Here is a 23954-nt window from a genome sequence, read left to right as displayed (position 1 = left end):
ACCCGTCGTCAGAGACTGCTCAGCGCGCCCGTCCGCCGCATCGCCAGCAGATACAGCACGATGACGACGACCGGGACGGTGGCGAGGGCTGCGGCCATGGGCAGGTTGAGTTCGATGTTGGCGTAGACGAGGTTCCCGATGAGCTGGGTCTTGCCGCCGACGATCTGCACGGTGATGTAGTCGCCGAGGCTGAGCGAGAAGGTGAACACCGACCCGGCGGCGACGGACGGCAGCACCATCGGCAGCACCACGGACCGGAAGGTCCGCCCGGCCCGCGCGCCCAGGTCCGCCGAGGCGTCCAGCAGGTTGTCGGGCAGCTGCTCCAGCGCGGTGTGGATCGGCAGGATCATGTACGGCAGCCACAGGTACGTCAGGGTGAGCACGGTGGCCGGCAGGCCGAAGCCGGGACCGCTCAGCCCGAACGGCTTCAGCGCCCAGTCGGCGAGCCCGCCCTCGGAGAGGATCAGCCGCCAGGCGTACACCTTGACCAGGTAACTCGCCCACAGCGGGGTGAGGATGGCGACGACCAGGAGCGGGCGCCGGCTCGGCTTCGCCACCCGCGCCGTGTAGAAGGCGACCGGGAAGGCGATCACCGCGCACAGGGCGGTCACCGCGAGGGCCACGCCGACGCTGCGCAGGATCACCTGCCGGAACACCGGCGTGGTGAACAGCTCGTGGAAGTTGTCGGTCGACCAGACCTTCACCACCTCGGAGGTGAAGGAGTCCGTCGTCCAGAACGCGGAGACGAACAGCACGGCCAGCGAACCGAGATAGAGCACCGCCAGCCACAGCAGCGGGGCGGTCAGCAGCAGGGCCAGGCGGAGCCGGGGGCGCCGGTGCAGCGCCCCCGCGGTCCGGGTGAGCACGGTCATGGCTCAGCCCTTGATCTCGGTCCAGGCCTGCACCCACTTGGCGTACGGCACGCACTTGACGTCGGTGCGGCCGTCCAGGCACTGCTCGATGGGCGTGTTCCAGAAGGCGATGTTCTTCCAGTAGCTCTCGTCGGCCGCGTGGTAGGTCGCGCAGAAGTTCTTGTCGCTGGTCAGGTCGCAGGCCTTGGCGTTGGCCGGGGCCTCGCCGAAGTACTCGGCGACCTCGGCGTTGACCTTCGGGGAGACGATCCAGTCGAGCCACTTGTAGGCGCAGTTGGGGTGCTTGGCCTTGGCGGAGACCATCCAGGTGTCGGACCAGCCGGTGGAACCCTCCTCGGGTACGAAGGCCTTGACCTTCGCACCCTCGTCGGCGGCGAGGTTGGCGATGACCTGCCAGGTCGTACCCACCACCGAGTCGCCGCTCTTGAAGGCGGAGATCTCCTTGAGGTAGTCGCTCCAGTACTCGCCGATGTCCGCGTTCTGCTGCTTCAGCAGGGCGACGGCCGCGTCGAACTGCTTCTGGTCGAGCGCGTAGGGGTCCTTGATCTTCAGCTCGGGCTTGGTCGCCTTGAGGTACAGGGCCGCGTCGGCGATGTAGATCGGCGAGTCGTAGGCCGTCACATGGCCCTTGTACTGGCCCGCGTCGTCGAAGACGGCCGACCAGGAGGTGGGCGCGGGGCTGACCTTCTGGGTGTTGTACATGAGCAGGTTGGCGCCGCGGCCGTGCGGGATGCCGTACATCTGGCCCTTGACGGAGTTCCAGGCACCGTTCTTCAGGCCGCTGAAGATGTCCTGGTAGTTCGGTACGAGCTTGGTGTTGACGGGGGCCGCATCGCCGGAGGCGATCAGCCGCAGCGAGGCGTCGCCGGAGGCGGAGACGGCGTCGTACTCCCCCGTCTTCATCAGTTTGACCATCTCGTCGGAGCTGGCGGCGACCTTGGAGTGGACCTGGCAGCCGGTCTGCTGCTCGAAGTCGGTGACCCAGTCGACCTTGGGGTCGTCGGAGCCGTCCTCGACATAGCCCGCCCAGGCGATCAGGTTCACCTCGCCCTCGGTCTTGCCGAGCTCGGCGAGGGGCTTGAGGTCGGGCGGGTTGAGGCCGGTCGAGGAGCCGGAGCCGGAGGAGCCGCAGGCGGTGGCGGCCAGCAGCAGGGCGGCCACGGCGGCCGAGGCGAGGGGACGGGTGAGGCGCACGACGTACTCCAGACGTGAGGGACGGCGGATCAGTCGGGGACGTGGACGGTGTGCCGGCGCTGCCAGCGCAGCCGGACGCGGGTGCCGCGGTAGGCGGCGACGTCCTCGGCCGAGGTGTCGAGGTTCTGCTGGAGCGCGGTGAGCCGGCCGCCGCCGTCCAGGTCGACCAGGAAGCGGGTGGCGTCGCCGAGGTAGACGACCTCGGCGACGGTGCCGACGGCGGTGGCCTCTTCCGGGGCGTCCGCGTCGTCGGTCTCCTCGATGACCCGGATCTTCTCGGGCCGGATGCTGTGGGTGCCGTCCGCGCCGAGCACCCGCCGGGCGGTGTCGCCGGTGAGCAGGTTGGAGGTGCCGACGAAGGAGGCGACGAACGAGGTGGCGGGGCGTTCGTAGATCTCCGCGGGGGTGCCGACCTGTTCGATACGGCCCTGGTGGAAGACGGCGACGCGGTCGCTCATCGTCAGGGCCTCCTCCTGGTCGTGGGTGACGAAGACGAAGGTGATGCCCACCTCGCGCTGCAGGGCCTTGAGTTCGATCTGCATCTGCTCGCGGAGCTTGAGGTCGAGGGCGCCGAGGGGTTCGTCGAGGAGCAGCACGCGGGGGCGGCCGACGAGGGCGCGGGCGAGGGCCACGCGCTGGCGCTGGCCGCCGGAGAGCTGGGAGGGGCGGCGGCCGCCGTAGCCCTCCAGGCGGACCTCGGTGAGCGCCTTGCGGGCGCGGACCAGGCGCTCGGCCTTGGGGACGCCGCGGACCTTGAGGGAGTAGGTGACGTTCTGCTCGACGGTCATGTGCGGGAACAGGGCGTAGTCCTGGAAGACCGTGTGCACGTCCCGTTCGAAGGGGGCGCGGCGGGTGACGTCCTGGCCGGCGAGTTCGATCACGCCCGCGGTGGGGGTCTCGAACCCGGCGATCAGGCGCAGGACGGTGGTCTTGCCGGAGCCGGAGGGGCCGAGCATCGAGAAGAACTCGCCGTCGCGGATCTCCAGGTCGACCCCGGCCACGGCACTGGTCTCGCCGAACGACTTCCGCAGATCCCGCAACCGGATCGCGCTGGCCTCCATGGGCGGGAACCTTTCTGGCGCTCTCTTGCGTTGGACGTGATGATCGGAAAGATATGAAGTCATAGTTCAAAGCTCAAGACCCTTCTGAGGTAAAGCTTGGGTCAACGCATAGGGTGGTGGGCCGTGGAACAGCAGCAGACGGACGGCGGCGCCCGAAAGGCCGTCTTCGCCCCGGTGGACAGCCGGGCCCGGGTGGACGCCGTGGTGCGCCGGATCGGCGACGCCATCGAACTCGGCCTGCTCGCCGACGGGGAGCAGCTGCCCGGCGAGACGGAGCTGGCCGGACAGCTCGGGGTGTCCACGGTGACCCTGCGGGAGGCGCTGATGGCGCTGCGCCAGCAGGGGCTGGTCGTCACCCGCCGGGGCCGCGGCGGCGGCAGCTTCGTCGCGCTCCCCGACCTGCCCGGCGAGGAGCGGCTCAGGGAACGGCTGCGCGGCTGGAGCCCCGAGGAGCTGCGCGACCTCGGCGACCACTGGGCCGCCCTGTCCGGCACCGCCGCCCACCTCGCCGCGCAGCGCACCGAGGACCACGACCTGGACCAGCTCCGCCGGACCACCGAGGAACTGCGCAAGGCACCGGACGCGCCCGCCCGCAGCCGGGTCTACGGCCGCTTCCACGTCGAGCTGGCCGCCGCCGCCCAGTCCGCCCGGCTCACCCGTGAACAGGTCGCCCTCCAGACGGAGGTGGGGGCGCTGCTCTGCCTTGTGCTCGGTGACGACGAATATCGTGAAGAGGTGGCGGACCGTCACCGGTCCGTAATCTCGGCCGTGCAGGATGGGGCGCACACATCGGCCAGGGAGCTGGCCGAGCGGTGCGTACGGGACTCGACGGCACGGCTCATCGCCCTGCGTCTGACCCTCTAGCCGCGCCGCGCCCGCTCCCCCGTCCGCTGGAGGGCAGCATGAGCCGCAGCACCGCCCCCTCCGGTGCCCCGACCGCCACGCTCGACACGGTGGCCGAGCACATCGCCGCGCGGGTCGGCCACGCCCTGGAGACGGTGTTCGACGCCGTCGCGCAGACCCGCGCCGACACGGCCGCGCTGCTGGCCCGGGTGGCCGCCGAGGGCCGCCGGCCGGTCACCGCGGACCTGGCCGCGCTCCGCCCCGGCCTCCATCTCCGGCTGACCCGGCAGGAGTTGGTCTCCGGTGTCGGCTTCGTGGCTGCGCCCGGACTGCTGGCCGACGTCCCGGCCTGGCTGGAGTGGTGGCAGACCGACGCCCAGGGAGACGTACGGCCGCTCCTGCTCGACCTCGACCCGCGGTCGTCGGCGTACTCGGACTACACGCACTGGGACTGGTTCGCGCTGCCCCGGGACACCGGGCGGCGGGCGGTGGCCGGGCCGTACGTCGACTATCTCTGCTCGGACGAGTACAGCCTCACCCTGTCCGCGCCGGTGGAGCTGGCCGGCCGCTTCCTGGGCGTGGCCGCGGCCGACGTGTATCTACGGCACTTCGAGGCGGCCGCGCTGCCCCTGCTGCGCGAACTGCCCGGGCCCGCCCGGCTGGTCAACGCGCGCGGGCGGGTGGCGGCGTCGGCGGACCCGGCACGGCTGGCCGGCTCGCTGACCAAGGGCCCGGACTTCGCGGCCGTGCTGGAGAGCGGGCGGCCGGGTGTGTTCGACGGGGCCCGGCTGGTGCCGTGCCAGGGGGTGCCGCTCGTGCTGGTGGTGGCCCCGGCCTGAGGCGGTCCCCGGAGCGCACCGGGGCGGACGGCCGGCCCGGCGCCGTCGGCGACCTGAACGCCGGCGGTGCCGGGTCAGGCTTCGGTGACGGGGACCACGGTCAGATGGGCGCCCAGGCCGCCGGGCCGGCGGGAGCGGCGCGGGGTGGTGGCGGGGCGGGGGGAGTCGCGCAGCACCAGGGTGTAACGCGCGTAGCCCATGTCGCAGAGGGTCTTGGGGGTTTCGCCGACGACCCGGCACTCGGTGACGCCGAGCAGCGGATCGGGGTGCAGCAGCAGCCGGACGGCGCCGTCCAGCTGGGCGCCCTGCTCGCCGACCGCGCGCAGCCAGTGCGGCAGACCGTGCCGGAAGGCGGCCTCCATGATGGGGTCCTGGGCGATCTCCCGGCGGATCGACTGGAGTTCGTGGTCGTGGCCGTACCGCTCCAGGGTGGTCTTGAACTGGGCCAGCATCGGCAGGCACCAGCCGGCCTCGTGCGCGCCGAGCACCGAGCCGACTTCCGGATGGAACAGGACGAACCGGAGGAAGTTGTCCCCGGGCATGGCCGTGGGGTGCGGGGCGATCCCGCGGAAAAGTGTCTCGAACGCGCTGTTGGCGAGCACCACGTCCCAGCGATGGTCGACGACCAGGGACGGGAAGGGGACCGCGTCCAGCAGCAACGCGTAGTCCTGGAGATAGGCCTGGGCCTCAAGACTCTCGGGGACGGGCCGCGGCACCGGCCGCCGCCCACCTGCCTGATATGCCATCGGGAGGTCACCCCTCTTGCCTATGCGGCCTTCTCGCGGCGTTGTGATCCTGCTGCCCCACCCGGAGTCATGTCAACTATCGTGGCATTTCATGCCTGTTGACGTCCGAAACTGGCCACAGTTGTGGCGAGACCTGGATGCGAGTTCGAACCACCCGCTAATCTCCGGGAGGTTCACGGCAACGGCTGTTCACGGCAACGGCTTGTGAGAAGCCCCTGATTCCTCTGAGAGACGTAGGAGTTCTGTCGGTGACGGATGGCTACGAGGATCCGGGCGCCTCGGCGACCGCCCAGCTGCCGGCCGTCGTCGCCCGGGTCACCGCGCTCGCCGACCGCCTCGGTGTGCCGCACGCCGAGGTCTTCGACGTCGGCCGGCTCTCCTACGCCTGCGGCGCCCCCGAGTCCGTGGTCAAGGCCCTGCTGAGCGGCCGGCCCGCGGGCGAGCCCGACGTCCAGGCCCGCTTCCTGCAACGCCTCGACCTGCTGCGCCGCACCCGGCTCAAGCCGGGCGGCCGCAAGCACACCCAGCAGGAGATCGCCGACGGCGCCGGCATGTCCCGGCAGCAGGCCGGTGCCCTCATCAACGGCGACCGGCGCCCGACCATGGAGCACTGCGACGCCCTCCAGCGGTTCTTCCGCGTGCACGCCGGTTTCCTGACCGCGGAGGATCCCGAGGCACTCGCCGGGGCCCTGCAGCGCGTCGAGCAGGAGCTGCTGCAGAAGCTGGCCGACCGGGAGCGGGCCGCGGCCGAGGCCGCCGAGGACCCGTTGCAGCGGCTGCTCCAGGACCACGGCGTGCGCGGCATCGCCTGGCGGGCCGCCCAGCTGCCCACGGACCAGCACCGGGACAAGGTCGCGCAGTGGCTGGACATGCTGCTGGAGAGCGTCCGGCGGCCGGAGTCGTGAGCTGAGGGAGCGCGGACAGTGGGCATCGGCAGGGACATGCGCCGGCTCAGCGGTGAGCTGGTCGGGGAACTGACGCTGCCGGCGCCCGCCCCGCCGCACGAGCTGTACCGGGCCCTGTGCGACGCGACGAGCCGCCGCCGCGGCCGCCCCGTCCTGTTCCGTACGGCCGTCTTCCCGCCCGGCACGGCCAGCGGACTCTGGCTCGACCTGACCGACCGCGACCTCGTCGTGGTCGAGGAGGGCACCGCGCCCGACCACCAGTTGGTGATCCTCGGCCACGAACTGTGGCACCTGTACGCCGGGCACCACGGCCAGGACGTCGAGGGGATCGGCGCGGCGGCACGGCTCCTGGACGAGGCCACGGGCAGGGGCAGGGGCGGCGCTACGGGTGGCAGCGGGCCGGACTCCGACCGGGCCGCGGTGCGGGCCGCAGTACGGGCCGCCGTCCAGGGGGTGGCCGCCCGCACCCGCTTCGACCGGGGCGAGGAACGGGACGCGGAGACCTTCGGCCTGCTGCTGGCCAGCAAGTGCCGTACCTGGCTCGCGGGTTCGACCCTGCGCGGGCCGGTACGGCGGCACGACGTGGCCGGGCGCATCGAGGCGTCGCTGGGGTACCCGGGGAAGTGACACGCGGCGGATGAGGCGCGGCAAGGGACGCGCCGTCAGGTGGCGCTGCGCTCGCTGGCCTCGCGCAGGTCGTGGGGTGCGGCGAGACCGGGGGCGGTGCCGGAGTCCGGACGCCCGTCCCGCAGCAGCGCCCGCCAGTGCTCGCGGCTCCAGTGCGCCGGGGCCGTGCCCGCGGTGAACTCCTCCACCAGGGCGACGAACCGGGCCGGGTCGGTGTGGAAGGGGAAGTGGCCGGCGCCCTCGAAGATCTCCAGCCGGGCGCCGGGCATCGCGGCCAGGGCGCGGTGGGCGTGCCGTACCGGGACCACGCTGTCGCGGTCGCCCCACAGCAGCATCGTCGGCATGCCCTCGGTGAGATAGCAGCGGTCGAGCATCGTGACGACCTGGCCGCGCCAGTCGACGACCGCGCGCAGGGTGCGGACGAAGGCGTTGCGGGAGATCTCGTCGGGGAGGGCGTCGACCAGGGTGAGCAGTTCGGGGGCGTCCTGGCCGAGGTCGGTGTCCAGAAGTTTCAGCAGCCGTGCCGCGAGGCCGACCTGGAGCCGCATGCCGGGCAGCCGCAGCGTGGACAGCAGCAGATGGGCGCCGGGCAGCGAGACGAGCCTGAGCACGGGGTTGACCTCACGGCCGACACCGCCCGCGCTGACCAGGACGAGCCGCTCGGTGCGCTCGGGGAACTGGTAGGCGAACTGCATCGCCACGCCCCCGCCCAGCGAGTGCCCGACCAGGGTCGCGGACTCGACGCCCAGCGTGGTCAGCAGGTCCCGCACGCCGTTGGCGTAGGCGGCGACCGAGTAATCGGCGCGGGGCTTGTCGGACTCGCCGTGGCCGAGCAGGTCGGGGGCGATCACGGTGTGGGTGCGGGCGAGGTCGGGGATGAGCTCGGCCCAGGTCGCCGAGGAGTCCCCGATGCCGTGCACCAGCACGAGGGCGGGCCCCTCGCCGGCCATCCGGAAGGCGCGCCGGTAGCCGTGCACGACCCGGTGGTGTGTCATCAGTTCCCGGTCGCCCACCGGCCGCAGCCGCGTGGTGCGTCCCGGGCGGCCCTGCGTCACGTCCTCCACGGCTCGGCCTCCCCCGCTCTCCAGGGCGCGTGTGCCGCCGCCCGATCTCCCTTCCTTCCAGGGTAGGGAGACATTCCCTCAGGGAATTTCGGCGAGGTTTCGCCTCCGCTAAGCGGGCGAACCGGGAGCGGGCTCGGGGGCGTTGTCAGTGGCGGACGGCAAGCTGGGGGGTGCGCACCGCACACGCGGTGTGCCCGCGCCGCGCGGGCGCGTGACCGTGACGACCGACGGGGAGAGCCGACCGATGCCCACCGCCGTACTGACCGACCGTGAGCGCACCGCCGTCCAGGCCTATCTGCGGCTGCTGCACACCGTGCGCGCCGCCTTCGACGGACCACCCGACGGCGGCCGTCCCTTCGTGGTCCCACCGGCCGTGCTCGCCGAGGCCGAGGAGGCCCTGGCCCGGGCCGGGCTCATGGGCAACGAGGAGGCGTTCTTCCGGCTGCTGCACGACTGGTGCCCGCCCACCTGAGCCGGCGCCGGGGCGGTCAGGGGTGCGGCACGACCACGGCCGAGGTCAGCATGGAGTGCCCCACGCTCCAGCGGCCCTCGAAGAGCTGCAGCCGCTCCGCGCCGACCTGCGGGCCGGGGACGAGGAGGCGGGCGCGCAGGGTGCCGTGCGGCCGTGCGCCGGGCTCCGGGACCAGCTCGATGTCGGCCTCCATGAAGTCCAGCCACCTGCCGGTGAGGGGGAACCACGCCTTGTAGACGGACTCCTTGGCGCTGAACAGCAGCCGGTCCCAGTGCACGCCGGGCCGCTCGGCCGCGAGCCGGGCGAGCCGCTCCCGCTCGGAGGGCAGCAGCACGGACTCGCCGACGCCCTCGGGGAGCGCCGCGTGCGGTTCGGCGTCGATGCCGAGGGAGGCCAGGTCGCCGGCGCGGGCCAGGGCGGCGGCGCAGTAGCCCTCGCAGTGGGTCATGCTGCCGACCAGCCCGTCCGGCCAGCGCGGGGCGCCGCGCTCGCCGCTCACGACGGGCTGCGGCTCCACTCCGAGCTTCTCCATGGCGCTCCGGGCGCAGGCGCGCACGGCGGAGAACTCGCGGCGCCGCTTGGGCACGGCGCGGGCCACGAGCGCGGCCTCCTCGGGGTAGAGGGGGGCCTCGCGGACCGCCTCCTCACCGAGCATCTCCACGGCCACCACCGACTCCGGGAGCAGCTCCTCGATCACCGGTTCCGACCTCCATCGGCAGAATGCGGCGCAGCTCGCCCGGCGGACGGGAGCGCTTGCGCCACTCGCGGGGGTATCCCACGGAGACCTCTTCGAAGCGGACGCCGTCCAGCCAGGTGGTCCGGGGGATGTGCAGATGACCGTAGACCATGGTGTCGACGCGGAACCGGCGGTGCCAGTCGGCGGTGCGGGTGGTGCCGCACCACATGGCGAACTCCGGGTACCAGAGCACGTCCGTGGGGTGCCGGTCCAGCGGGTAGTGGCCCGCGAGCACGGTCGGCAGGTCCTCGGGCAGCTCGGCGAGCCGGCGTTCGGTGGCCTCGACCCGGGCCCGGCACCAGGCCTCGCGGGTCGGGTAGGGGTCGGGGTGCAGCAGGTACTCGTCGTTGCAGACGATGCCGGTGCCGTGCGCGTAGGCGAGGCCCTCCTCCTTGGTGGCGGAGCCTGCCGGGAGGAAGGAGTAGTCGTACAGCAGGAACAGCGGGGCCACGACGACGGGGCCGCCCGCGCCCTCCCAGACCGGGTAGGGGTCCTCGGGGCTGACCACGCCCAGCTCGCGGCAGAGGTCGACGAGATGCTCGTAGCGGGCGACTCCGCGCAGGGTGACCGGGTCCTTGGGGTGGGTCCACAGGTCGTGGTTGCCGGGCGCCCACAGCACCTTGCGGAAGCGGTTCGCCAGGGTCTCCAGCGTCCAGCGGATGTCGGCGACGGTCTCCGCGACGTCACCGGCGACGATCAGCCAGTCGTCGTCCGTCTCCGGGCGCATCCTCTCGACGAGCTCGCGGTTCTCCGGGTACGAGATGTGCAGGTCGCTGATGGCCAGCAACCGCCCGGCACCGGCCGTGGACTCCACACCGTACCCCTTCCGATCATGTCGTCGTCCCCCCACCACAACACATGACGGGGGCGCGGAACAAGGGTCCCTGTCGGCCTGTCGCCGACCGGTTGCCGCCATCCGCCGGCCGGCCCGGGGCGATCGGCCGCCGTCAAGGAAACCGGCGCGGACGGTGCAGGAAAACGCGCGTGGACAGCCCGAGGAAATCCGTAACACTCGCGTTGCACGCGGGGCCCCTCGCAAGCCGTATGATCCCTCCAACACCACCGCCACGAACGCCCCTTCGCCCAGGGCGGTTTGGTGTCCCTCCAACCACCCTGCCCGGGCACGGGCCCGCTGAGCCCTGCCCGAAAACCCCGAAAGGCGGCATTAATGCGCTCTCGCGTACGCGTCTGGCTCAACCGCACGTACGCGGAGAACGTGTTCTTCATGGATCAGCTGCGGAGAAATCCCAGCGACCGGGCGGTCGACATCCATGCGACGCACGGTGACGCCGACTCCCCCGTGCTGGCCGCCGCCGACACCGCCGAACTGGAGCCGGAGGGCCTGTCCCCGGCCGCCTACGTCGAGTACGCGCTCGACCAGTGCCAGCGCCGTGGCATCGATGTCTTCGTGCCCCGGCTGCACCAGTCGGCGATCGTCGCCCACCGCGCGGACTTCGAGGCGATCGGTACGGCCCTGCTGGCGCCGACGCCGGAGGGGACCGCGGTCTTCGAGGACAAGGCCACCGCGTACGAGGCGGTGGCCTCGGTCGGGGTCCCGGTGCCGCCGTGGTGGCGGGTCCGCACGGCGGACGAACTGGCCGTCGCGGTCGAGGAGTTGGAGGCCGGCGGGCACAAGGCCTGCTTCAAGCCGGCCGCCGGTGCGGGCGGTGTGGGCTTCCGGGTGATCACACGCGCCCCCTTCTCGCTCTTTCACCTCAACGGGTTCCCGGGGCCCTACGTCCAGTTCGACCTGGTCATGGACGCGCTGCGGCGCGCCGACCAGCCGGTGGACTGGCTGGTGATGCCCCGTCTGGAGGAGCCCGAGGTGTCCGTCGACTGCCTCACCGGGCCCGACAACCTGCTACGGATGGCCGTCGGCCGGACCAAGAAGGGGCGCCGGCGCGGCTTCACGCTCGACGAGCGGTGGCTGAAGCCGGCCCGGATCATCGCCGAGGGCTTCGGGCTGCACTACCTGTCCAACATCCAGTTCCGGATGTACGGCGACGAGCCGGTGCTGCTCGATGTCAACACGCGGCCCGCCGGGGGGCTGCACCAGCTGTCGCTCTGCGGGGTCAACGCGCCTTGGGCGGCTGTGCAGTTGGCGCTGGGCGAGGACCCTGGGGTGATCGAGCCGCCGTTCCTGGGGCAGGACTACGCGGTGGTTTCTGGGCCGAAGCCCGTGTTGCCGTCGGTTCCTGTGCAGCGGGAGGAGACGGAAGAGGTGGTGCTGCCGTCGCCGGAGGCTTCGCCTGTTGCCGTGCGGGCGACGGCTGAGGCGCTGCCGCTTTAGGTACATCGCCGACTGCGGGTCCGGTGGGGGCCGGTCGCGCCCACGCGGCGGAGCCGCATATCGATACAGCCCCGCGCCCCTTACGGGGCACCCAGCTCACCGGTATGGACCAATTCACGTCTCTCTCCTTGACAGGTGGATTGGTCCATACCAACTTGGTTGCGCACTCCCCTTGCACCTTGGTGCAACTCCCCGAACACCCCCATTCCATCAGGGAGATCGTGTGCGTAACTCGCTCAGACGTTCCAGACGTCGCATACTCGCGCTGCTCGGGTCGGCCGCTCTCGCGCTCGCCGGGGCCATCGCGCTGCCCGGTACCGCGCAGGCGGCCAACATTCTGACCAACCCCGGCTTCGAGTCGGGGAGCCTGTCGCCCTGGTCCTGTTCCGGGAACCTCGGCTCGGTCGTGTCGTCGCCCGTGCACGGGGGCTCCAAGGCCCTCGCGGGGGCGGCCAGTTCCAGTGACAACGCCCAGTGCACGCAGACCGTCGCCGTGCGGCCCAACACGACGTACTCGCTCAGCGGCTGGGTCCGCGGCTCGTACGTCTATCTCGGGGTGACCGGCGGCGCCTCGACCTGGACGACGTCGGCGTCCCAGTACAGCCAGCTGACGGTCTCCTTCACCACCGGTGCCACGCAGACCAGCGCGCAGATCTATGTGCACGGGTGGTACGCGCAGGGCACGTACTACGCCGACGACATCAGTCTCGACGGGCCCGGCGGGAGTTCGGACACGCAGGCGCCCAGCGCGCCCTCGAACCTGACCTCCACCGGGAAGACCTCGTCGAGCGTCTCGCTGTCGTGGTCGGCCGCGACGGACAACGTCGGGGTGGCGGCGTACGACATCTACAGCGGGTCGAGCCAGGTGCTGAGCGTCTCGGGGACCTCCGCGACGGTGAGCGGGCTTTCGGCCGGCACGGCGTACACGTTCACCGTGAAGGCCCGGGACGCGGCCGGAAACGTGTCGGCCGCCTCCAACTCGGTGTCGGTGACCACGAACGCGGGCAGCGGCGGCGGGACCGGCTTCAAGCAGGCCGCGCCCTATCTGTACGAGGGCTGGGGCGATCCGCCCAGCCCGACCACGGTGATGAGCGCGACCGGCGTCAAGTGGTTCACGATGGCCTTCATGCTGGACTCGGGCGGCTGCACGCCGGCCTGGGACGGCAGCCGGGCGCTGACCGGCGGGGTCGACCAGACCGCGATCAACCAGATCCGGGCGGCCGGCGGTGACATCGTGCCCTCGTTCGGCGGCTGGCAGGGCAGCAAGCTCGGCGCCAACTGCTCGTCCGCGAGCGCGCTGGCCGGGGCGATCCAGAAGGTGATCGACGCCTACGGCCTCAAGGCCGTCGACATGGACATCGAGAACACGGACGAGTTCGAGAACGAGGCCGTGCAGGCGAGGATCCTGACCGCCCTGAAGACGGTCAAGGCCAACAACCCCGGCCTGAAGACGATCGTCACCTTCGGCACGTCCACCACCGGGCCGACGTACTACGGCAACCGGCTGATCGAGCAGGCTCAGTCGATCGGCGCCGACATCGACGTCTTCACGATCATGCCGTTCGACTTCGGCGGCGGCTCCGACATGTACGGCAACACCGTGAGCGCGGCCGAAGGGCTGAAGACCAAGCTGAAGTCCACCTTCGGCTGGGACGACGCCACGGCCTACGCGCACATCGGGATCTCCGGCATGAACGGTCTCTCGGACCAGCAGGAGACCACCACCCCGGCGATCTGGACGCAGATCCGTGACTGGGCGAACTCGCACCACATCGCCCGGCTCGCCTTCTGGTCCGTCAACCGGGACCGCGGCTGCGCGGGCGGCGGAGTGGTGAGCAACTGCTCCGGCATCAGCCAGAACAACTGGCAGTTCACCGGGATCACGGCCGGCTTCACCGGCTGACCGGGGAGCGGTGGACCGGCGTGGGGGTGCCTAGACCGGGTACCCCCACGCCTTCGCTATCTCGGCGAGGCGGGGCGGGAGTTCGGCGGTGGGGTCGGCCTGCCGGGCGGCCTGGATCCTGCCCGACTTGATCTCCCTGGACCAGTCGCCGAGCTTCGGCTTGAAGGTGCCGTGGTTCTGCTTGCCGTAGTCGAGCATGCCGCTCTCCCACGGGACCCCGATGTACTCGCACAGGCCCCGGGTGACCCGCTCCGGCTCGGCGGTGAGGTCCTCGTAGGTGATCACATGGGCGCCGGGCAGCGACTGCCGGGCCTCTTCCAGCTTCTCGGCGTAGCTCAGCACCTCGGCGCGGATCGCCTCGTGGTTGGGCTCGGCACGGCGGTTGGTCAGGGACTGGATGACGGCGCCGGGGTGGCGCAGCAGCAGGACGAACTTGGCCTCGGGCCAACATCGCTCCAGGCGCGGCCAGATGAGGGTGTTCGGCGGGGTCTTGTCGACGATGACGTCCTTGCCGCTGCGGCTCAGCTCCAGGTGAAGCACCCGGTCCCACAGGACGTGCTCCAGCTCGTCCCGGTCCAGGGCCAGCTCCTTCATGGCGTCGGCCGTGAAGTCGCGGGACATGCGGACGTGGACCGTGCGCAGATGCATCTCGTGCGGGGCGCGGATGCGGGTGTGGCTGTTCAGCAGGACGCGCAGCAGGGTGGAGCCGGAGCGCACCGAGGACAGGACGAAGACCGGGGACGCCACGAGGCGCGGGGCGATCGGGGCCACGTAGTCGCTGGTGGGGGCCGGCTTGCGCGCGACCGGGCGCTGGGTCGGGATCGCGTCCAGGGTCTTGCGCGGCGGACTCACGGCCTGCGCCATGAGCCGTCCCCGGCGCTTCAGCCCCTTGGCGATCGCTGACATTCGCGGGTCTCGCACGGTGATGCCTCTCTCTCGTCCCTGCCGTCACGCATCCCAGGGGTGCCAGGCGAACTCAAGGTGTCCAAGAGGCAAACCACCAGGGTCACGGCGGCCCGAAAAGCCGCCGCGACCAGCCAACTTACCGTTCTCTTAATTCTTCATATGAGAATTCTGGGCTTTTGCCAGCAAACCCGCTCAGAACCGACCGGAGCCCCGGTACAGCTCCAGCTCGCCGTCCAGTTCGACGGCGAGGACGGTGGCGTACGGGTCGAGATCGGCCGCGGCCGGCGGGTCGATCCACAGCACGCCGACCGCCTCGTGCAGCCCGCCGACCACCTGATGGCCGAGTTCGGTGCCGGTTCCGAGGACGGTGACCCTGTTCACCTTGGTCGCCAGGCCCCGGACGCCGATCTCGGCGCGCGGGGCGTCGAACAGGGTGAGGTAGAGGGTGCGCCGGTCCGCGGAGAGGGTGCTGGGCCCGTAGTGGTGCCCGGCCGGCAGGCCGCGCCCGGTGCCGTACACCGCGTCCGCGTGCCTGCGGATCCACTCCCCCAGCCCTTCGAGGCGCTCCACCTGCGGCTGCGGGATGGTGCCGTCCTCCATGGGGCCGACGTCGAGCAGCAGGTTGCCGCCGCCACCGATGGTCTCGGTGAAGTAGCGGATCAGCTGCGCGAGCGACTTGTGGTTGTGGTCCTGGTGCTGGTAGCCCCACGAGTCGTTGATCGTCAGGCACAGCTCCCAGGGGCCGTCCGGGGGCACGACGGGGGCGCCCTGCTCGGGCGTCGCGTAGTCGCCCTCGCCGAGCATGCGCGCGTTGAAGACGACGTCCGGGACGTACGACCGGATCAGCGCGGCGAGTTCGGGGATCCGCCACTGCTCCTCGCTGCGGTCCCACTCCCCGTCGAACCACATCAGGTCCGGCCGGACGCGGGAGGCCAGCTCCCGTATCTGGCCGTCGCGGTAGGCGATGAAGCGTTCCCAGGCGGCCAGGTCCTCGTCCTCCGCCGCCACCTCCGAGTACCGGTTGTCCTCCAGCTCCGGCGGCCGGCCCGGCTTGCGGGTGGAGGCGTAGTCGGGGTGGTTCCAGTCGGAGTGCGAGTAGTAGAGGCCGACCTTCAGCCCCTTCTCCCGCAGGGCCTCGGCGTAGGGGCCGAGGTAGTCCTTGCCGAGGTTGAGGTCGCCGTACGCCGTGTCCCACAGGGCGACACCGTCGTGGTGGCGGCTGGTGAGGACGGCGTACCTGGCGCCGGCGCGGGCGAACAGGTCCGCCCACGCCCTCGGGTCGTACTTCGCGCCGGTGAAGCGGTCCAGCTGGGACATGTACTGGTCGTGCGGCACGATGTCGTCGTAGAAGGACCAGGACTCCTGGACCCCGTCGACGGCGTAGATGCCCCAGTGGACGAAGATCCCCAGTTTGGCGTCGGTGAACCAGGGTTGCATGGCCATCCGGTCAGCTCCTGCGGAGGCGGAGGGTGAGGATCTGGAAGGGGCGCAGTTCGACGAAGACGCTGTCGCCGTCGGTGGCCGCGTCCTCCAGCGGGCGCTCCAGCAGGTCGGTCACCTGGGCGCCGGCCAGCGGGAAGCCGGTGCGCAGGACGCCCCGGGCACGGCCGCCGCGGGACTCGTAGAGGCGGACGACGACATCGCCGGAGGCGTCGTCGGCGAGCTTGACCGCCTCGACGGTCACGCCCGCGCCGTCCACCGAGACCACCGGCTGCGGCTCGCCCGCCGCGTCGGCCACCCGGAGCGGGAGGTTGAGGGCGTAGCCCTCGGCGACGGCGTCCCCGATGGTGGCGCCCGGCAGCAGCGAGTACGTGATGCGGTGACGGCCCTGGTCGGCGCCCGGGTCCGGGATGCGCGGGGCGCGCACCAGGGAGAGGCGGACCGTGGTGGTCGTACCGCCGTCCTCGCGGACCGTGCGGGAGACGTCGTGGCCGTACGTCGAGTCGTTGATCACGGCGACGCCGTAGCCGGGCTCGGCGAGGTGCACCCAGCGGTGGCCGGAGACCTCGAAACGGGCCGCCTCCCAGCTGGTGTTGGTGTGCGTGGGCCGCTGGATGTGGCCGAACTGGATCTCGGCGGAGGAGTGCGCGGCGCGGATGTCCACCGGGAAGCCGGCCTTGAGGAACTTCTCGGCCTCGTGCCAGTCGATGTCGGTCTCGAAGTCGATCCGGGGGCTGCCGGCGCGCACGGTGATCGTCTGCACGATCGTCGAGCCGTTGCCGAACGGGCGGGTGACCCGGATCGAGCCGACCAGCGGGTCCTCGTCGGCGACCGTGATCTGCGAGGGGTCCAGGAGGTCCGTGTAGCGGTTCTTGTAGTGCTTGTCGACGTCCCAGGCGTCCCAGTAGTTGGGGAGGTCGGTGTGCAGGCGCAGCAGGTTGCCCTGGCCGGCGAGGACCTCGCGCCCGGCCCGGTGGTCGTACACGGACGACAGGGTGCCGTCCTCGGCGATCTCCACCCGGACGAGTCCGTTGTCGAGGACCCGGCCCTCGACCGTCACCGGCAGCGGGGCCTCGGCGGCGGCCGTCAGCGGGGCGCTGCCGCTCGCCGGGACCTCGACGTAGACCGGGGTGCCGGCGGCGTCGCGGACGACCTCGGCGCGGTCGTAGGGGCTGGTGTTGAAGACGCGGGCCGTGCCGCCGCCCAGGGCGGTGACCGCCTCGCTGGTGAGCGCCTCCAGTTCCTCGGCGACGCGGGCGTACTCGGCCTCGGCCTCGCGGTGCACCCAGGCGATCGAGGAGCCCGGCAGGATGTCGTGGAACTGGTGGAGCAGGACCGTCTTCCAGAGCCGGTCGAGCTTCTCGTGCGGGTAGCTGTAGCCGGGCACGTGCAGGGCGGCCGTGGTCGCCCACAGCTCGGCCTCGCGCAGCTTGTGCTCGCTGCGCCGGTTGCCCTGCTTGGTGCGGGCCTGCGAGGTGTAGGTGGCGCGGTGCAGTTCCAGGTAGAGCTCGCCGACCCAGACGGGGGCGTCCTCGTACTCGGCGCGGGCCTTGGCGAAGAACGCGTCCGGGTGCTCGACCTCGACCTTCGCGGAGCCCTCCAGGTCCTTCAGGCGGCGGGCCCGCTCCATGATCTCGCGGGTGGGGCCGCCACCGCCGTCGCCCCAGCCGAAGGGGGCCAGCGAGCGGGTGGCGGCGCCCTTCTCGGCGTAGTTGCGGACCGCGCGGGACATCTCCTCGCCGCTGAAGCGGGCGTTGTAGGTGTCGACCGGCGGGAAGTGCGTGAAGATGCGGGTGCCGTCGATGCCCTCCCACCAGAAGGTGTGGTGGGGGAAGGTGTTGGTCTGGTTCCAGGAGATCTTCTGGGTGAGGAACCACTCGTTGCCGGCCAGCTTGGCGAGCTGCGGGTAGGCCGCGTTGTAGCCGAAGGAGTCCGGCAGCCAGACGCCCTTGGTCTCGATCCCGAAGTGCTCGATGAAGAACCGCTTGCCGTGCACGAGCTGGCGGGCGATCGCCTCGCCGCCGGGCAGGTTGCCGTCGGACTCGACCCACATGCCGCCGACCGGCGCCCACTGGCCCTTCTTCACGGACTCCTGGATGCGGGCCCAGACCTGCGGGTAGTTGTCGCGCACCCACTCGTACTGCTGGGCCTGCGAGCAGGCGAAGACGAACTCCTCGTACTCGTCCGCCAACGATGTCACGTTGGAGAAGGTGCGGGAGGTCTTGCGCTTGGTCTCGCGGATCGGCCACAGCCAGGCCGAGTCGATGTGCGCGTGGCCGACACCGGAGACGATGTGGGCGCTGGCGTGCGCGGGCTTGGCGAGGGCCGGCTTCAGGGCCTCGCGGACGGCGGCGGCGGAGCCGGCGATGTCGTCCAGGTCGAGCAGGTCCATCGCGTGGTCGAGGGCGTGCGCGATCTCGTGCCGGCGCGGGTCGTGCTCGCCCAGCTCCAGCATCAGCTCGCGCAGCACCTGGATGTCGAGGTCGAGGTGCCAGACGTTCTCGTCGAGGACGGCGATGTCGGCACGCTTGAAGGTGTAGAGCGGCTTGTCGCCGGCGGTCAGGACGTCGCCGAGGGGCGTGGGCTCACGGAAGTCGTTGGCGAGGATGTCCGGGTTGGAGGCGGCCTCGACCAGGTAGTCGATCACCTCGCCGCCGGTCGCCGGGTTCGCGATCGCCACGTACTGGTTGAGCGGGTTGACCGCCTTCAGCGGGGTCCCGTCGGTGAGGTGGACCAGGGCCTCGGCCTGGTTGCCGGGCCAGTCGCCGACGAAGCCGAGGTCGATGACGGCCTCGACGCGGCGGCCCGCGAACTCGGCGGGCACCTGGCCGCGCATCCGGAACCAGGTGGTGCCCCAGGGCGGGCCCCACGGGGTGTCCATGGCGAAGGGCTCGTACGGGGCCGCCGTGGCCTCCTCGAAGGAGACCGGCTCTCCCGGGGCCTGCCAGGCGGCCACCTCGAAGGGGACGGCGGCCGCGTAGATCGCGGGCTTGATGCGCTGGTTCTGGAGGCGCTCTACGCGCTCCTCGATCCGGCGGCGTTCGTCGTGCATGGAAGTCTCCAGAAGAGGGATGGAAAGCGCTTTCCGGGCGGCTGGCTACTTAAGATACGCGAGGCCCGGGTGGACCTCGGTGTACCCCTCGACCAGCCGGCGGGCCACGTTCACCGAGTCGACCAGCGGGTGCAGGGCGAACGCCTTCACGGCCGTCGTACGGGAGCCGGACTCGGCCGCGGCGAGCACCTCGCGCTCGACCGCCTTGACCGCGCAGACAAGACCGGTGGCGTGGTCGGGCAGCGGGGCGACGGTGACCGGGTGGGCGCCGTTGGCGTCGACCAGGCAGGGCACCTCGATGACGGCGTCGCCGTCGAGGACCGCGAGGGTGTCGCGGTTGCGGACGTTGAGGATCAGGGTGGTGCGCTCGTCGCGGGCGATGGCCCGCATCAGGGCGAGGGCGACCTTCTCGTAGCCGCCGGAGAGGTCGTCGGCGTCGCGCTCGCCGGCGCCGGCCGTCTCCCGGTTCTCCGCCATGTAGGTGGCCTCGCGCTCGGCGCGGGTGCGGTCCCAGACGTCCAGGGCCTTGGAACCGGGGGCGGCGACCGCCTCGTAGAAGTGCGCCTGCTGGTCGCGCAGGAAGGCGCCGCGGGTCTTCTCGGCCTGCTGGTAGGCGCGGACGGCCTCGCGGTTGAAGTAGTAGTAATGCAGGTACTCGTTCGGGATGGCGCCCAGGGACTGGAGCCAGTCGACGCCGAAGAGCTTGCCCTCCTCGAAGGAGCCGAGCAGGTCGGGGTCGGCGAGCAGCCGCGGGAGTTCGTCGCGGCCCGCGATGTGCAGACCGCGTACCCAGCCGAGGTGGTTGAGGCCGACGTAGTCGATCCAGGCCTCCTTCGGGTTCCCGCCGAGCACCCGGGCGATCCGGCGGCCGAGGCCGACCGGGGAGTCGCAGATGCCGATGACGCGGTCGCCGAGGTGCCGGGACATCGCCTCGGTGACCAGTCCCGCGGGGTTGGTGAAGTTGATGACCCAGGCGTCGGGGGCCAGGCGCGCCACCCGCCGGGCGATGTCCACGGCGACCGGGACGGTCCGCAGGCCGTAGGCGATACCGCCCGCGCCGACCGTCTCCTGGCCGAGGACGCCCTCGGCGAGGGCCACCCGTTCGTCGTTCGCCCTGCCTTCGAGGCCGCCGACCCGGATCGCCGAGAAGACGAAGTCGGCGCCGGTGAGGGCCTCGTCCAGGTCGGTCGTGGCGGTCACGGCGGGGGCGTCCGGGACGCCCGCCGCCTGTTCGGCCAGGACCCGGGCGACCGCGGACAGCCGGCCGGCGTCGAGATCGTGCAGCACGACCTCGGTGACCCGCCCCTCGGCCCGGTCCGTCATCAGTGCGCCGTACACGAGCGGCACGCGGAACCCGCCGCCGCCCAGAATCGTCAGTTTCACCGGCTTCCTCCAAGGATGCCCACGCGTTCAGGCCACGAAGCGATCGAGCCTTCACGGAACAGATCTCGGGTCGGAGATTCGCCAGTTCGGCGGATCTCTGCCCATATGAACGGATAAGGTCTGCTTAGTGCGTTGCGAGAACCAAGCACGCACTGTCTCTGTGTACTTGCTCCAAGAACCCGGGCTGGTTTCAACCCGGCTGGTGTTGATCGCGGAAGACTCGATCGCTCGCTGAGCGCTTGAGCAGCGTGAGCCAGGAATCTCCTTCGGCTCCGAGGGAGAGGATTCAAGCTTGAGCCTTTCCTGCCACTACCACCTCGACGCGGGCTTCCATGAAGGAGGCCCGCGTCACTGCGTCCACCGGCGCGTTGGTCACCACCACGTCCAGGTCCTCGGGACCGCAGACCTTCGCCATGCCCGTCCCCGGGAACTTGGCGGTGTCGGCGAGCAGCACGACGTTGTCGCTCGCCTTGATCATGGCGCGCTTGACGGGCACCTCCACGACCGTCGTGTCCATCACCTGTCCGCCCGGGCGGACCCCGCTGGTGCCGAGGAAGAGCCAGTCGGCGTGCAGCTGGCGCAGGTTGTCCTCGGTGAGGAAACCGACCAGGGACCGGTACTCACGGCGGAGCATGCCGCCGAGCAGCACCAGTTCGATGCCCTCGTCGTCGGCGAGCTCCTCGTACACCACCAGGTTGCTGGTGATGACCGTGAGGCGGCGGCCGTGCAGCTGCCGGGCGAGCCGGAAGGCGGTGGTGCCGATGTCGAGCAGCACCGACTGGCCGTCCCTGACCAGCGCCGCGGCACGCTCGGCTATGGCGTCCTTCTCGGCCACCCGCACCTCGGCCACCTCGGCGAAGGGCTGGTCGCCCTCCTCGACGACGGCACCGCCGTGGACACGCGTGAGCAGCCCGTCCTCCTCCAGCTTGACCAGGTCGCGCCTGATCGTGGCCGGGCTCACACCCAGCTGCTCGGAGAGGTCGGTCACAGCCGCGGGGCCGCCGGCACGCAGGGCCCGCAGGATGAGTTGATGTCGTCGTTCTGCCAGCACGCGGCGAACACTACTCGTCATCTTCAATCAAATCCATGCTCAGTTCTGCTCGGGTATTGACCAATCTCGCAGAGCGGCGCACGATTCCGGTCATCGAAATTGACGAGTTTTGACGAGAGGCTGTGCGCGTGGACGACGACAGGCCCGACGTGCTGCTGACCGGGCTGCTCTTCTACGACCTCGTCCTCACGGGGCTGGGAAAGCCGCCGACGGCGGGCGAGGAGATCTGGACGGCGGGCATGGGCTGCGGCCCCGGCGGCATCGCCAACCTCGCGGTGGCCGCGTCCCGCTTCGGCCTGCGCACCTCGCTGGCCACGGTCTTCGGGGACGACTTCTACGGCGAGTACTGCCGGGACGTCCTGTGCGACCAGGAGGAGATCGACCTCTCGCTCTCCCGCACCGCGGACGGCTGGCCCACCCCCGTCACCGTCTCGCTCGCCACCGGTCAGGACCGGGCCCTCGTCACCCACGGCCAGGAGCCCCCGTACTCTCAGGACGTGCTGATGGGCGACCCGCCCGAGGCGCGCACGGCGCTCGTGCACATCGAGGCCGAGCCCCGCGAGTGGATCGCCAAGGCCGCCGCGAACGGCACCCACGTCTACGCCGACGTCGGCTGGGATCCCACCCAGAAGTGGTCCCAGGACCTCCTCGACCAGCTGGCCCTGTGCCACGCCTTCCTCCCCAACGAGACCGAGGCGATGGCCTACACCCGCACCGACACCGCGGTCGCCGCCCTCGGTACGCTCGCGGAGCTGGTGCCGGTGGCGGTGGTCACCCGGGGCGGGGACGGCGCGGTGGCCGTCGACCAGACCACCGGCGAGTACGCGGAGGTCCCGGCACTGGCCGTCGACGTCCTGGACGCCACCGGTGCCGGGGACGTGTTCGGCGCGAGCTTCGTCGCGGCCTCGCTCGGCGGCTGGCCGCTGGCCGAGCGGCTCCGGTTCGCGGTGCTCGCGGCCGGCCTCTCCGTCCAGCGGCACGGCGGGGCGCTCGCCGCCCCCGGCTGGTACGGCGTCGACCGCTGGTGGCGCTCACAGACCGACCCCGAACTGCGCCGCGCGTACGGCTTCCTGGCCGACCGCATCCCTGCCGACGTGGGCCCGCCGGTGCGCCACGCCCCCGTCACCCCGCCCGCCCGGCAGCACTGACCCGGACCCGACCCACAGCCCCACGCCCGATCCGCAGCCCCCACGCCCGACGGCCCCACGCCCGACAGCCCGACGCCCCACAGCACCAAGCCCCTCACTACCACGCCCCTCAGTACCACGAACAGGAACAACAGGAGTGACCCGTGGACCTTTCACGTAGAGGCTTCCTCCAGGCCGCCGCGCTCACCGCGGCCGCGTCCGGCCTGACCGTCGCATGCGGCGGCTCAGGATCGGGCGGCACCAAGAACGGCAAGAACCTCACCCTGTGGTACTGGGGCGGTGCGCTCAGCGAGAAGGTGGTCGCGGAGGCGAAGACCCACTTCAGCGGTTCGGTCAAGCTGACCGCCGCCTCCATCGGCGGCGACTTCAAGCAGAAGCTCACCACCACGCTCGCCGCGGGCGGCTCCTCCGTGCCCGACATCACCGGCATCAAGGGCGAGGACATAGCCTCCTTCCTGCCCAACGCCTCCCGCTTCCTCGACCTGAACGACCTGGGCTTCAAGAAGCTCTCCTCGCAGTACCTGGGCTGGAAGACCAAGCTCGCCCAGACCTCCGACGGCAAGCAGATCGGCTTCCCGATCGACATCGGCCCCACCGCGCTCTTCTACCGCGAGGACCTGTTCGCCAAGGCGGGCGTGGCCACCGACCCCGACAAGGTCGCCGCCCTGGTCACGACCTGGGAGGACTACTTCCAGCTCGGCCTGGAGGTGCAGAAGAAGAACCCCGGCACCTACCTGGTCAACAACCTCGGCTCCATGTTCGACATGACCATCGGCCAGGGCACCCAGCGGTTCATCGACAAGAACAACCACTTCATCGGCGACCAGGACCACATCCGCGCCGCGTGGACCACGTCGGTGCGCCCCTACACCCTGGGCCTCGACGCCAAGATCAACGACAACTCCTGGAACGCCGCCGTCGGCAAGAACCTCCTCACCGAGCTCGGCGCGGCCTGGCACGCGCTGGACATCGAGCAGGCGGCCCCGCAGACCAAGGGCAAGTGGCGGGTGTGCGCGATGCCCGTCGGACCGGCCAACCAGGGCGGCTCCTACCTGGCCCTGCCCAAGCAGTGCCGCAACCCCGAAGAGGCCTTCAAGATCATCAGCTGGATCCTCAGCCCGGCCAACGACGCCCGCGGGTTCACCGACGCCGCCATCTTCCCCGCCGCCCCGGCCGCGTACACCATGCCGGCCATGACGGGCCCCGACGCCTTCTTCGGCGGACAGAAGATCATCGAGGTCTTCGGACCGGCCGCCAAGTCCGTCCCGGCCGCCTACGAGGCCCCGGCCGACGCCGCCGTCATGGCCCCCTACAAGACGGAGCTGACCAACATCGAGGCCAAGGGCAAGAAGCCCGACGACGCCTGGAACGACGCGGTCAGCCAGGCCAAGCAGATCGCCCGGCGGCAGGGGGTGAACTGAG

General features: G+C 71.2%; 21 protein-coding genes. 9 read left to right on the top strand and 12 right to left on the bottom strand.

Annotation, left to right across the window (positions count from 1 at the left end; translation table 11 throughout):
* Nucleotides 1–8: 8 nt before the first annotated feature.
* From ACIPSJ_RS31685 to ACIPSJ_RS31675, 3 genes are read right to left on the bottom strand one after another with little or no spacing between them, the layout of a single operon-like run.
* Nucleotides 9–872 carry an ABC transporter permease gene (locus ACIPSJ_RS31685; RefSeq protein ID WP_393797103.1) on the bottom strand — a complete coding sequence of 288 codons (864 nt, stop codon included), beginning with the start codon at nucleotides 870–872 and terminating at the stop codon, nucleotides 9–11.
* Between the two features lie 3 nt (nucleotides 873–875).
* On the bottom strand, nucleotides 876–2066 hold the full coding sequence (locus ACIPSJ_RS31680; RefSeq protein ID WP_359213837.1) for an ABC transporter substrate-binding protein: 1191 nt from the start codon (nucleotides 2064–2066) through the stop codon (nucleotides 876–878).
* A gap of 29 nt (nucleotides 2067–2095) precedes the next feature.
* The gene (locus tag ACIPSJ_RS31675; RefSeq protein ID WP_401351092.1) at nucleotides 2096–3127 is read right to left on the bottom strand and encodes an ABC transporter ATP-binding protein; all 1032 of its coding nucleotides are present in this window, start codon (nucleotides 3125–3127) and stop codon (nucleotides 2096–2098) included.
* Nucleotides 3128–3250: 123 nt separating this feature from the next.
* Between ACIPSJ_RS31675 and ACIPSJ_RS31670 the strand changes: the two genes are divergently transcribed.
* Both ACIPSJ_RS31670 and ACIPSJ_RS31665 read left to right on the top strand, forming a co-directional pair.
* The gene (locus ACIPSJ_RS31670) at nucleotides 3251–3991 is read left to right on the top strand and encodes a GntR family transcriptional regulator (protein ID WP_359213843.1); all 741 of its coding nucleotides are present in this window, start codon (nucleotides 3251–3253) and stop codon (nucleotides 3989–3991) included.
* A gap of 38 nt (nucleotides 3992–4029) precedes the next feature.
* Nucleotides 4030–4809 carry a cache domain-containing protein gene (locus tag ACIPSJ_RS31665; protein WP_401351091.1) on the top strand — a complete coding sequence of 260 codons (780 nt, stop codon included), beginning with the start codon at nucleotides 4030–4032 and terminating at the stop codon, nucleotides 4807–4809.
* A gap of 74 nt (nucleotides 4810–4883) precedes the next feature.
* Here ACIPSJ_RS31665 and ACIPSJ_RS31660 read toward each other — a convergent pair whose 3' ends face one another.
* Nucleotides 4884–5555 (bottom strand): hypothetical protein, encoded by a 672-nt coding sequence (locus tag ACIPSJ_RS31660; RefSeq protein WP_401351089.1) that lies wholly within the window; start codon nucleotides 5553–5555, stop codon nucleotides 4884–4886.
* Nucleotides 5556–5803: 248 nt separating this feature from the next.
* Here ACIPSJ_RS31660 and ACIPSJ_RS31655 point away from each other — a divergent pair, with 248 nt between their 5' ends.
* Complete coding sequence (locus ACIPSJ_RS31655) at nucleotides 5804–6460, top strand: helix-turn-helix transcriptional regulator (protein WP_355713835.1); 657 nt, start codon at nucleotides 5804–5806, stop codon at nucleotides 6458–6460.
* A 36-nt stretch (nucleotides 6461–6496) separates the two neighbouring features.
* On the top strand, nucleotides 6497–7087 hold the full coding sequence (locus ACIPSJ_RS31650; RefSeq protein WP_401351550.1) for a toxin-antitoxin system, toxin component: 591 nt from the start codon (nucleotides 6497–6499) through the stop codon (nucleotides 7085–7087).
* 35 nt (nucleotides 7088–7122) lie between these two features.
* Here the strand turns inward: ACIPSJ_RS31650 and ACIPSJ_RS31645 are convergent, their stop codons facing one another.
* Entirely contained in the window at nucleotides 7123–8082 is a 960-nt protein-coding gene (locus tag ACIPSJ_RS31645) for an alpha/beta fold hydrolase (RefSeq protein ID WP_401351548.1), read from the bottom strand.
* A 313-nt stretch (nucleotides 8083–8395) separates the two neighbouring features.
* Here ACIPSJ_RS31645 and ACIPSJ_RS31640 point away from each other — a divergent pair, with 313 nt between their 5' ends.
* On the top strand, nucleotides 8396–8623 hold the full coding sequence (locus ACIPSJ_RS31640) for a hypothetical protein (RefSeq protein WP_359213853.1): 228 nt from the start codon (nucleotides 8396–8398) through the stop codon (nucleotides 8621–8623).
* Between the two features lie 16 nt (nucleotides 8624–8639).
* Here ACIPSJ_RS31640 and ACIPSJ_RS31635 read toward each other — a convergent pair whose 3' ends face one another.
* Both ACIPSJ_RS31635 and ACIPSJ_RS31630 read right to left on the bottom strand, forming a co-directional pair.
* Entirely contained in the window at nucleotides 8640–9320 is a 681-nt protein-coding gene (locus tag ACIPSJ_RS31635) for a 4'-phosphopantetheinyl transferase superfamily protein (protein ID WP_355713840.1), read from the bottom strand.
* A complete protein-coding gene (locus ACIPSJ_RS31630; RefSeq protein WP_359213859.1) occupies nucleotides 9268–10173 on the bottom strand; it encodes a metallophosphoesterase in 906 nt (301 codons plus the stop codon). The genes ACIPSJ_RS31635 and ACIPSJ_RS31630 overlap by 53 nt, the downstream gene beginning before the upstream one ends.
* A gap of 354 nt (nucleotides 10174–10527) precedes the next feature.
* Here ACIPSJ_RS31630 and ACIPSJ_RS31625 point away from each other — a divergent pair, with 354 nt between their 5' ends.
* Together ACIPSJ_RS31625 and ACIPSJ_RS31620 are read left to right on the top strand one after the other, a co-directional pair.
* A complete protein-coding gene (locus ACIPSJ_RS31625; RefSeq protein WP_401351087.1) occupies nucleotides 10528–11649 on the top strand; it encodes an ATP-grasp domain-containing protein in 1122 nt (373 codons plus the stop codon).
* A 223-nt stretch (nucleotides 11650–11872) separates the two neighbouring features.
* Nucleotides 11873–13552 (top strand): carbohydrate binding domain-containing protein, encoded by a 1680-nt coding sequence (locus ACIPSJ_RS31620; protein WP_359213864.1) that lies wholly within the window; start codon nucleotides 11873–11875, stop codon nucleotides 13550–13552.
* A gap of 30 nt (nucleotides 13553–13582) precedes the next feature.
* Here ACIPSJ_RS31620 and ACIPSJ_RS31615 read toward each other — a convergent pair whose 3' ends face one another.
* The 5 genes from ACIPSJ_RS31615 to ACIPSJ_RS31595 form a co-directional block, all read right to left on the bottom strand.
* Complete coding sequence (locus ACIPSJ_RS31615; RefSeq protein WP_401351086.1) at nucleotides 13583–14458, bottom strand: sulfotransferase family protein; 876 nt, start codon at nucleotides 14456–14458, stop codon at nucleotides 13583–13585.
* Between the two features lie 192 nt (nucleotides 14459–14650).
* Nucleotides 14651–15901 (bottom strand): alpha-L-fucosidase, encoded by a 1251-nt coding sequence (locus ACIPSJ_RS31610; protein ID WP_401351085.1) that lies wholly within the window; start codon nucleotides 15899–15901, stop codon nucleotides 14651–14653.
* 4 nt (nucleotides 15902–15905) lie between these two features.
* The gene (locus ACIPSJ_RS31605; protein ID WP_401351083.1) at nucleotides 15906–18950 is read right to left on the bottom strand and encodes an alpha-mannosidase; all 3045 of its coding nucleotides are present in this window, start codon (nucleotides 18948–18950) and stop codon (nucleotides 15906–15908) included.
* Between the two features lie 45 nt (nucleotides 18951–18995).
* Complete coding sequence (locus tag ACIPSJ_RS31600; RefSeq protein WP_355713858.1) at nucleotides 18996–20333, bottom strand: 6-phospho-beta-glucosidase; 1338 nt, start codon at nucleotides 20331–20333, stop codon at nucleotides 18996–18998.
* A gap of 286 nt (nucleotides 20334–20619) precedes the next feature.
* Nucleotides 20620–21384, bottom strand: coding sequence for a DeoR/GlpR family DNA-binding transcription regulator (locus ACIPSJ_RS31595; protein ID WP_359213876.1), 765 nt, complete (start codon nucleotides 21382–21384; stop codon nucleotides 20620–20622).
* A 128-nt stretch (nucleotides 21385–21512) separates the two neighbouring features.
* Between ACIPSJ_RS31595 and ACIPSJ_RS31590 the strand changes: the two genes are divergently transcribed.
* Nucleotides 21513–22532 (top strand): carbohydrate kinase family protein, encoded by a 1020-nt coding sequence (locus ACIPSJ_RS31590; protein WP_359213879.1) that lies wholly within the window; start codon nucleotides 21513–21515, stop codon nucleotides 22530–22532.
* Nucleotides 22533–22675: 143 nt separating this feature from the next.
* Nucleotides 22676–23953 (top strand): extracellular solute-binding protein, encoded by a 1278-nt coding sequence (locus ACIPSJ_RS31585; RefSeq protein ID WP_359213882.1) that lies wholly within the window; start codon nucleotides 22676–22678, stop codon nucleotides 23951–23953.
* The last annotated feature ends 1 nt before the right edge of the window (nucleotide 23954 follow it).

It is taken from the genome of Streptomyces sp. NPDC090088 (assembly GCF_044747345.1).
GTDB lineage: Bacteria > Actinomycetota > Actinomycetes > Streptomycetales > Streptomycetaceae > Streptomyces.
The sequence above is the reverse complement of the archived record's forward strand: the minus strand, read 5'-3'. Positions and strand labels throughout refer to the sequence as shown.

Bases quoted from the DNA above. Each gene is read 5' to 3' on its own strand.
- ACIPSJ_RS31685 (WP_393797103.1), bottom strand. From the start codon at position 872: ATGACCGTGCTCACCCGGACCGCGGGGGCGCTGCACCGGCGCCCCCGG.
- ACIPSJ_RS31675 (WP_401351092.1), bottom strand. From the start codon at position 3,127: ATGGAGGCCAGCGCGATCCGGTTGCGGGATCTGCGGAAGTCGTTCGGC.
- ACIPSJ_RS31665 (WP_401351091.1), top strand. From the start codon at position 4,030: ATGAGCCGCAGCACCGCCCCCTCCGGTGCCCCGACCGCCACGCTCGAC.
- ACIPSJ_RS31660 (WP_401351089.1), bottom strand. From the start codon at position 5,555: ATGGCATATCAGGCAGGTGGGCGGCGGCCGGTGCCGCGGCCCGTCCCC.
- ACIPSJ_RS31650 (WP_401351550.1), top strand. From the start codon at position 6,497: ATGCGCCGGCTCAGCGGTGAGCTGGTCGGGGAACTGACGCTGCCGGCG.
- ACIPSJ_RS31645 (WP_401351548.1), bottom strand. From the start codon at position 8,082: ATGACACACCACCGGGTCGTGCACGGCTACCGGCGCGCCTTCCGGATG.
- ACIPSJ_RS31640 (WP_359213853.1), top strand. From the start codon at position 8,396: ATGCCCACCGCCGTACTGACCGACCGTGAGCGCACCGCCGTCCAGGCC.
- ACIPSJ_RS31625 (WP_401351087.1), top strand. From the start codon at position 10,528: ATGCGCTCTCGCGTACGCGTCTGGCTCAACCGCACGTACGCGGAGAAC.
- ACIPSJ_RS31615 (WP_401351086.1), bottom strand. From the start codon at position 14,458: ATGTCAGCGATCGCCAAGGGGCTGAAGCGCCGGGGACGGCTCATGGCG.
- ACIPSJ_RS31610 (WP_401351085.1), bottom strand. From the start codon at position 15,901: ATGGCCATGCAACCCTGGTTCACCGACGCCAAACTGGGGATCTTCGTC.
- ACIPSJ_RS31605 (WP_401351083.1), bottom strand. From the start codon at position 18,950: ATGCACGACGAACGCCGCCGGATCGAGGAGCGCGTAGAGCGCCTCCAG.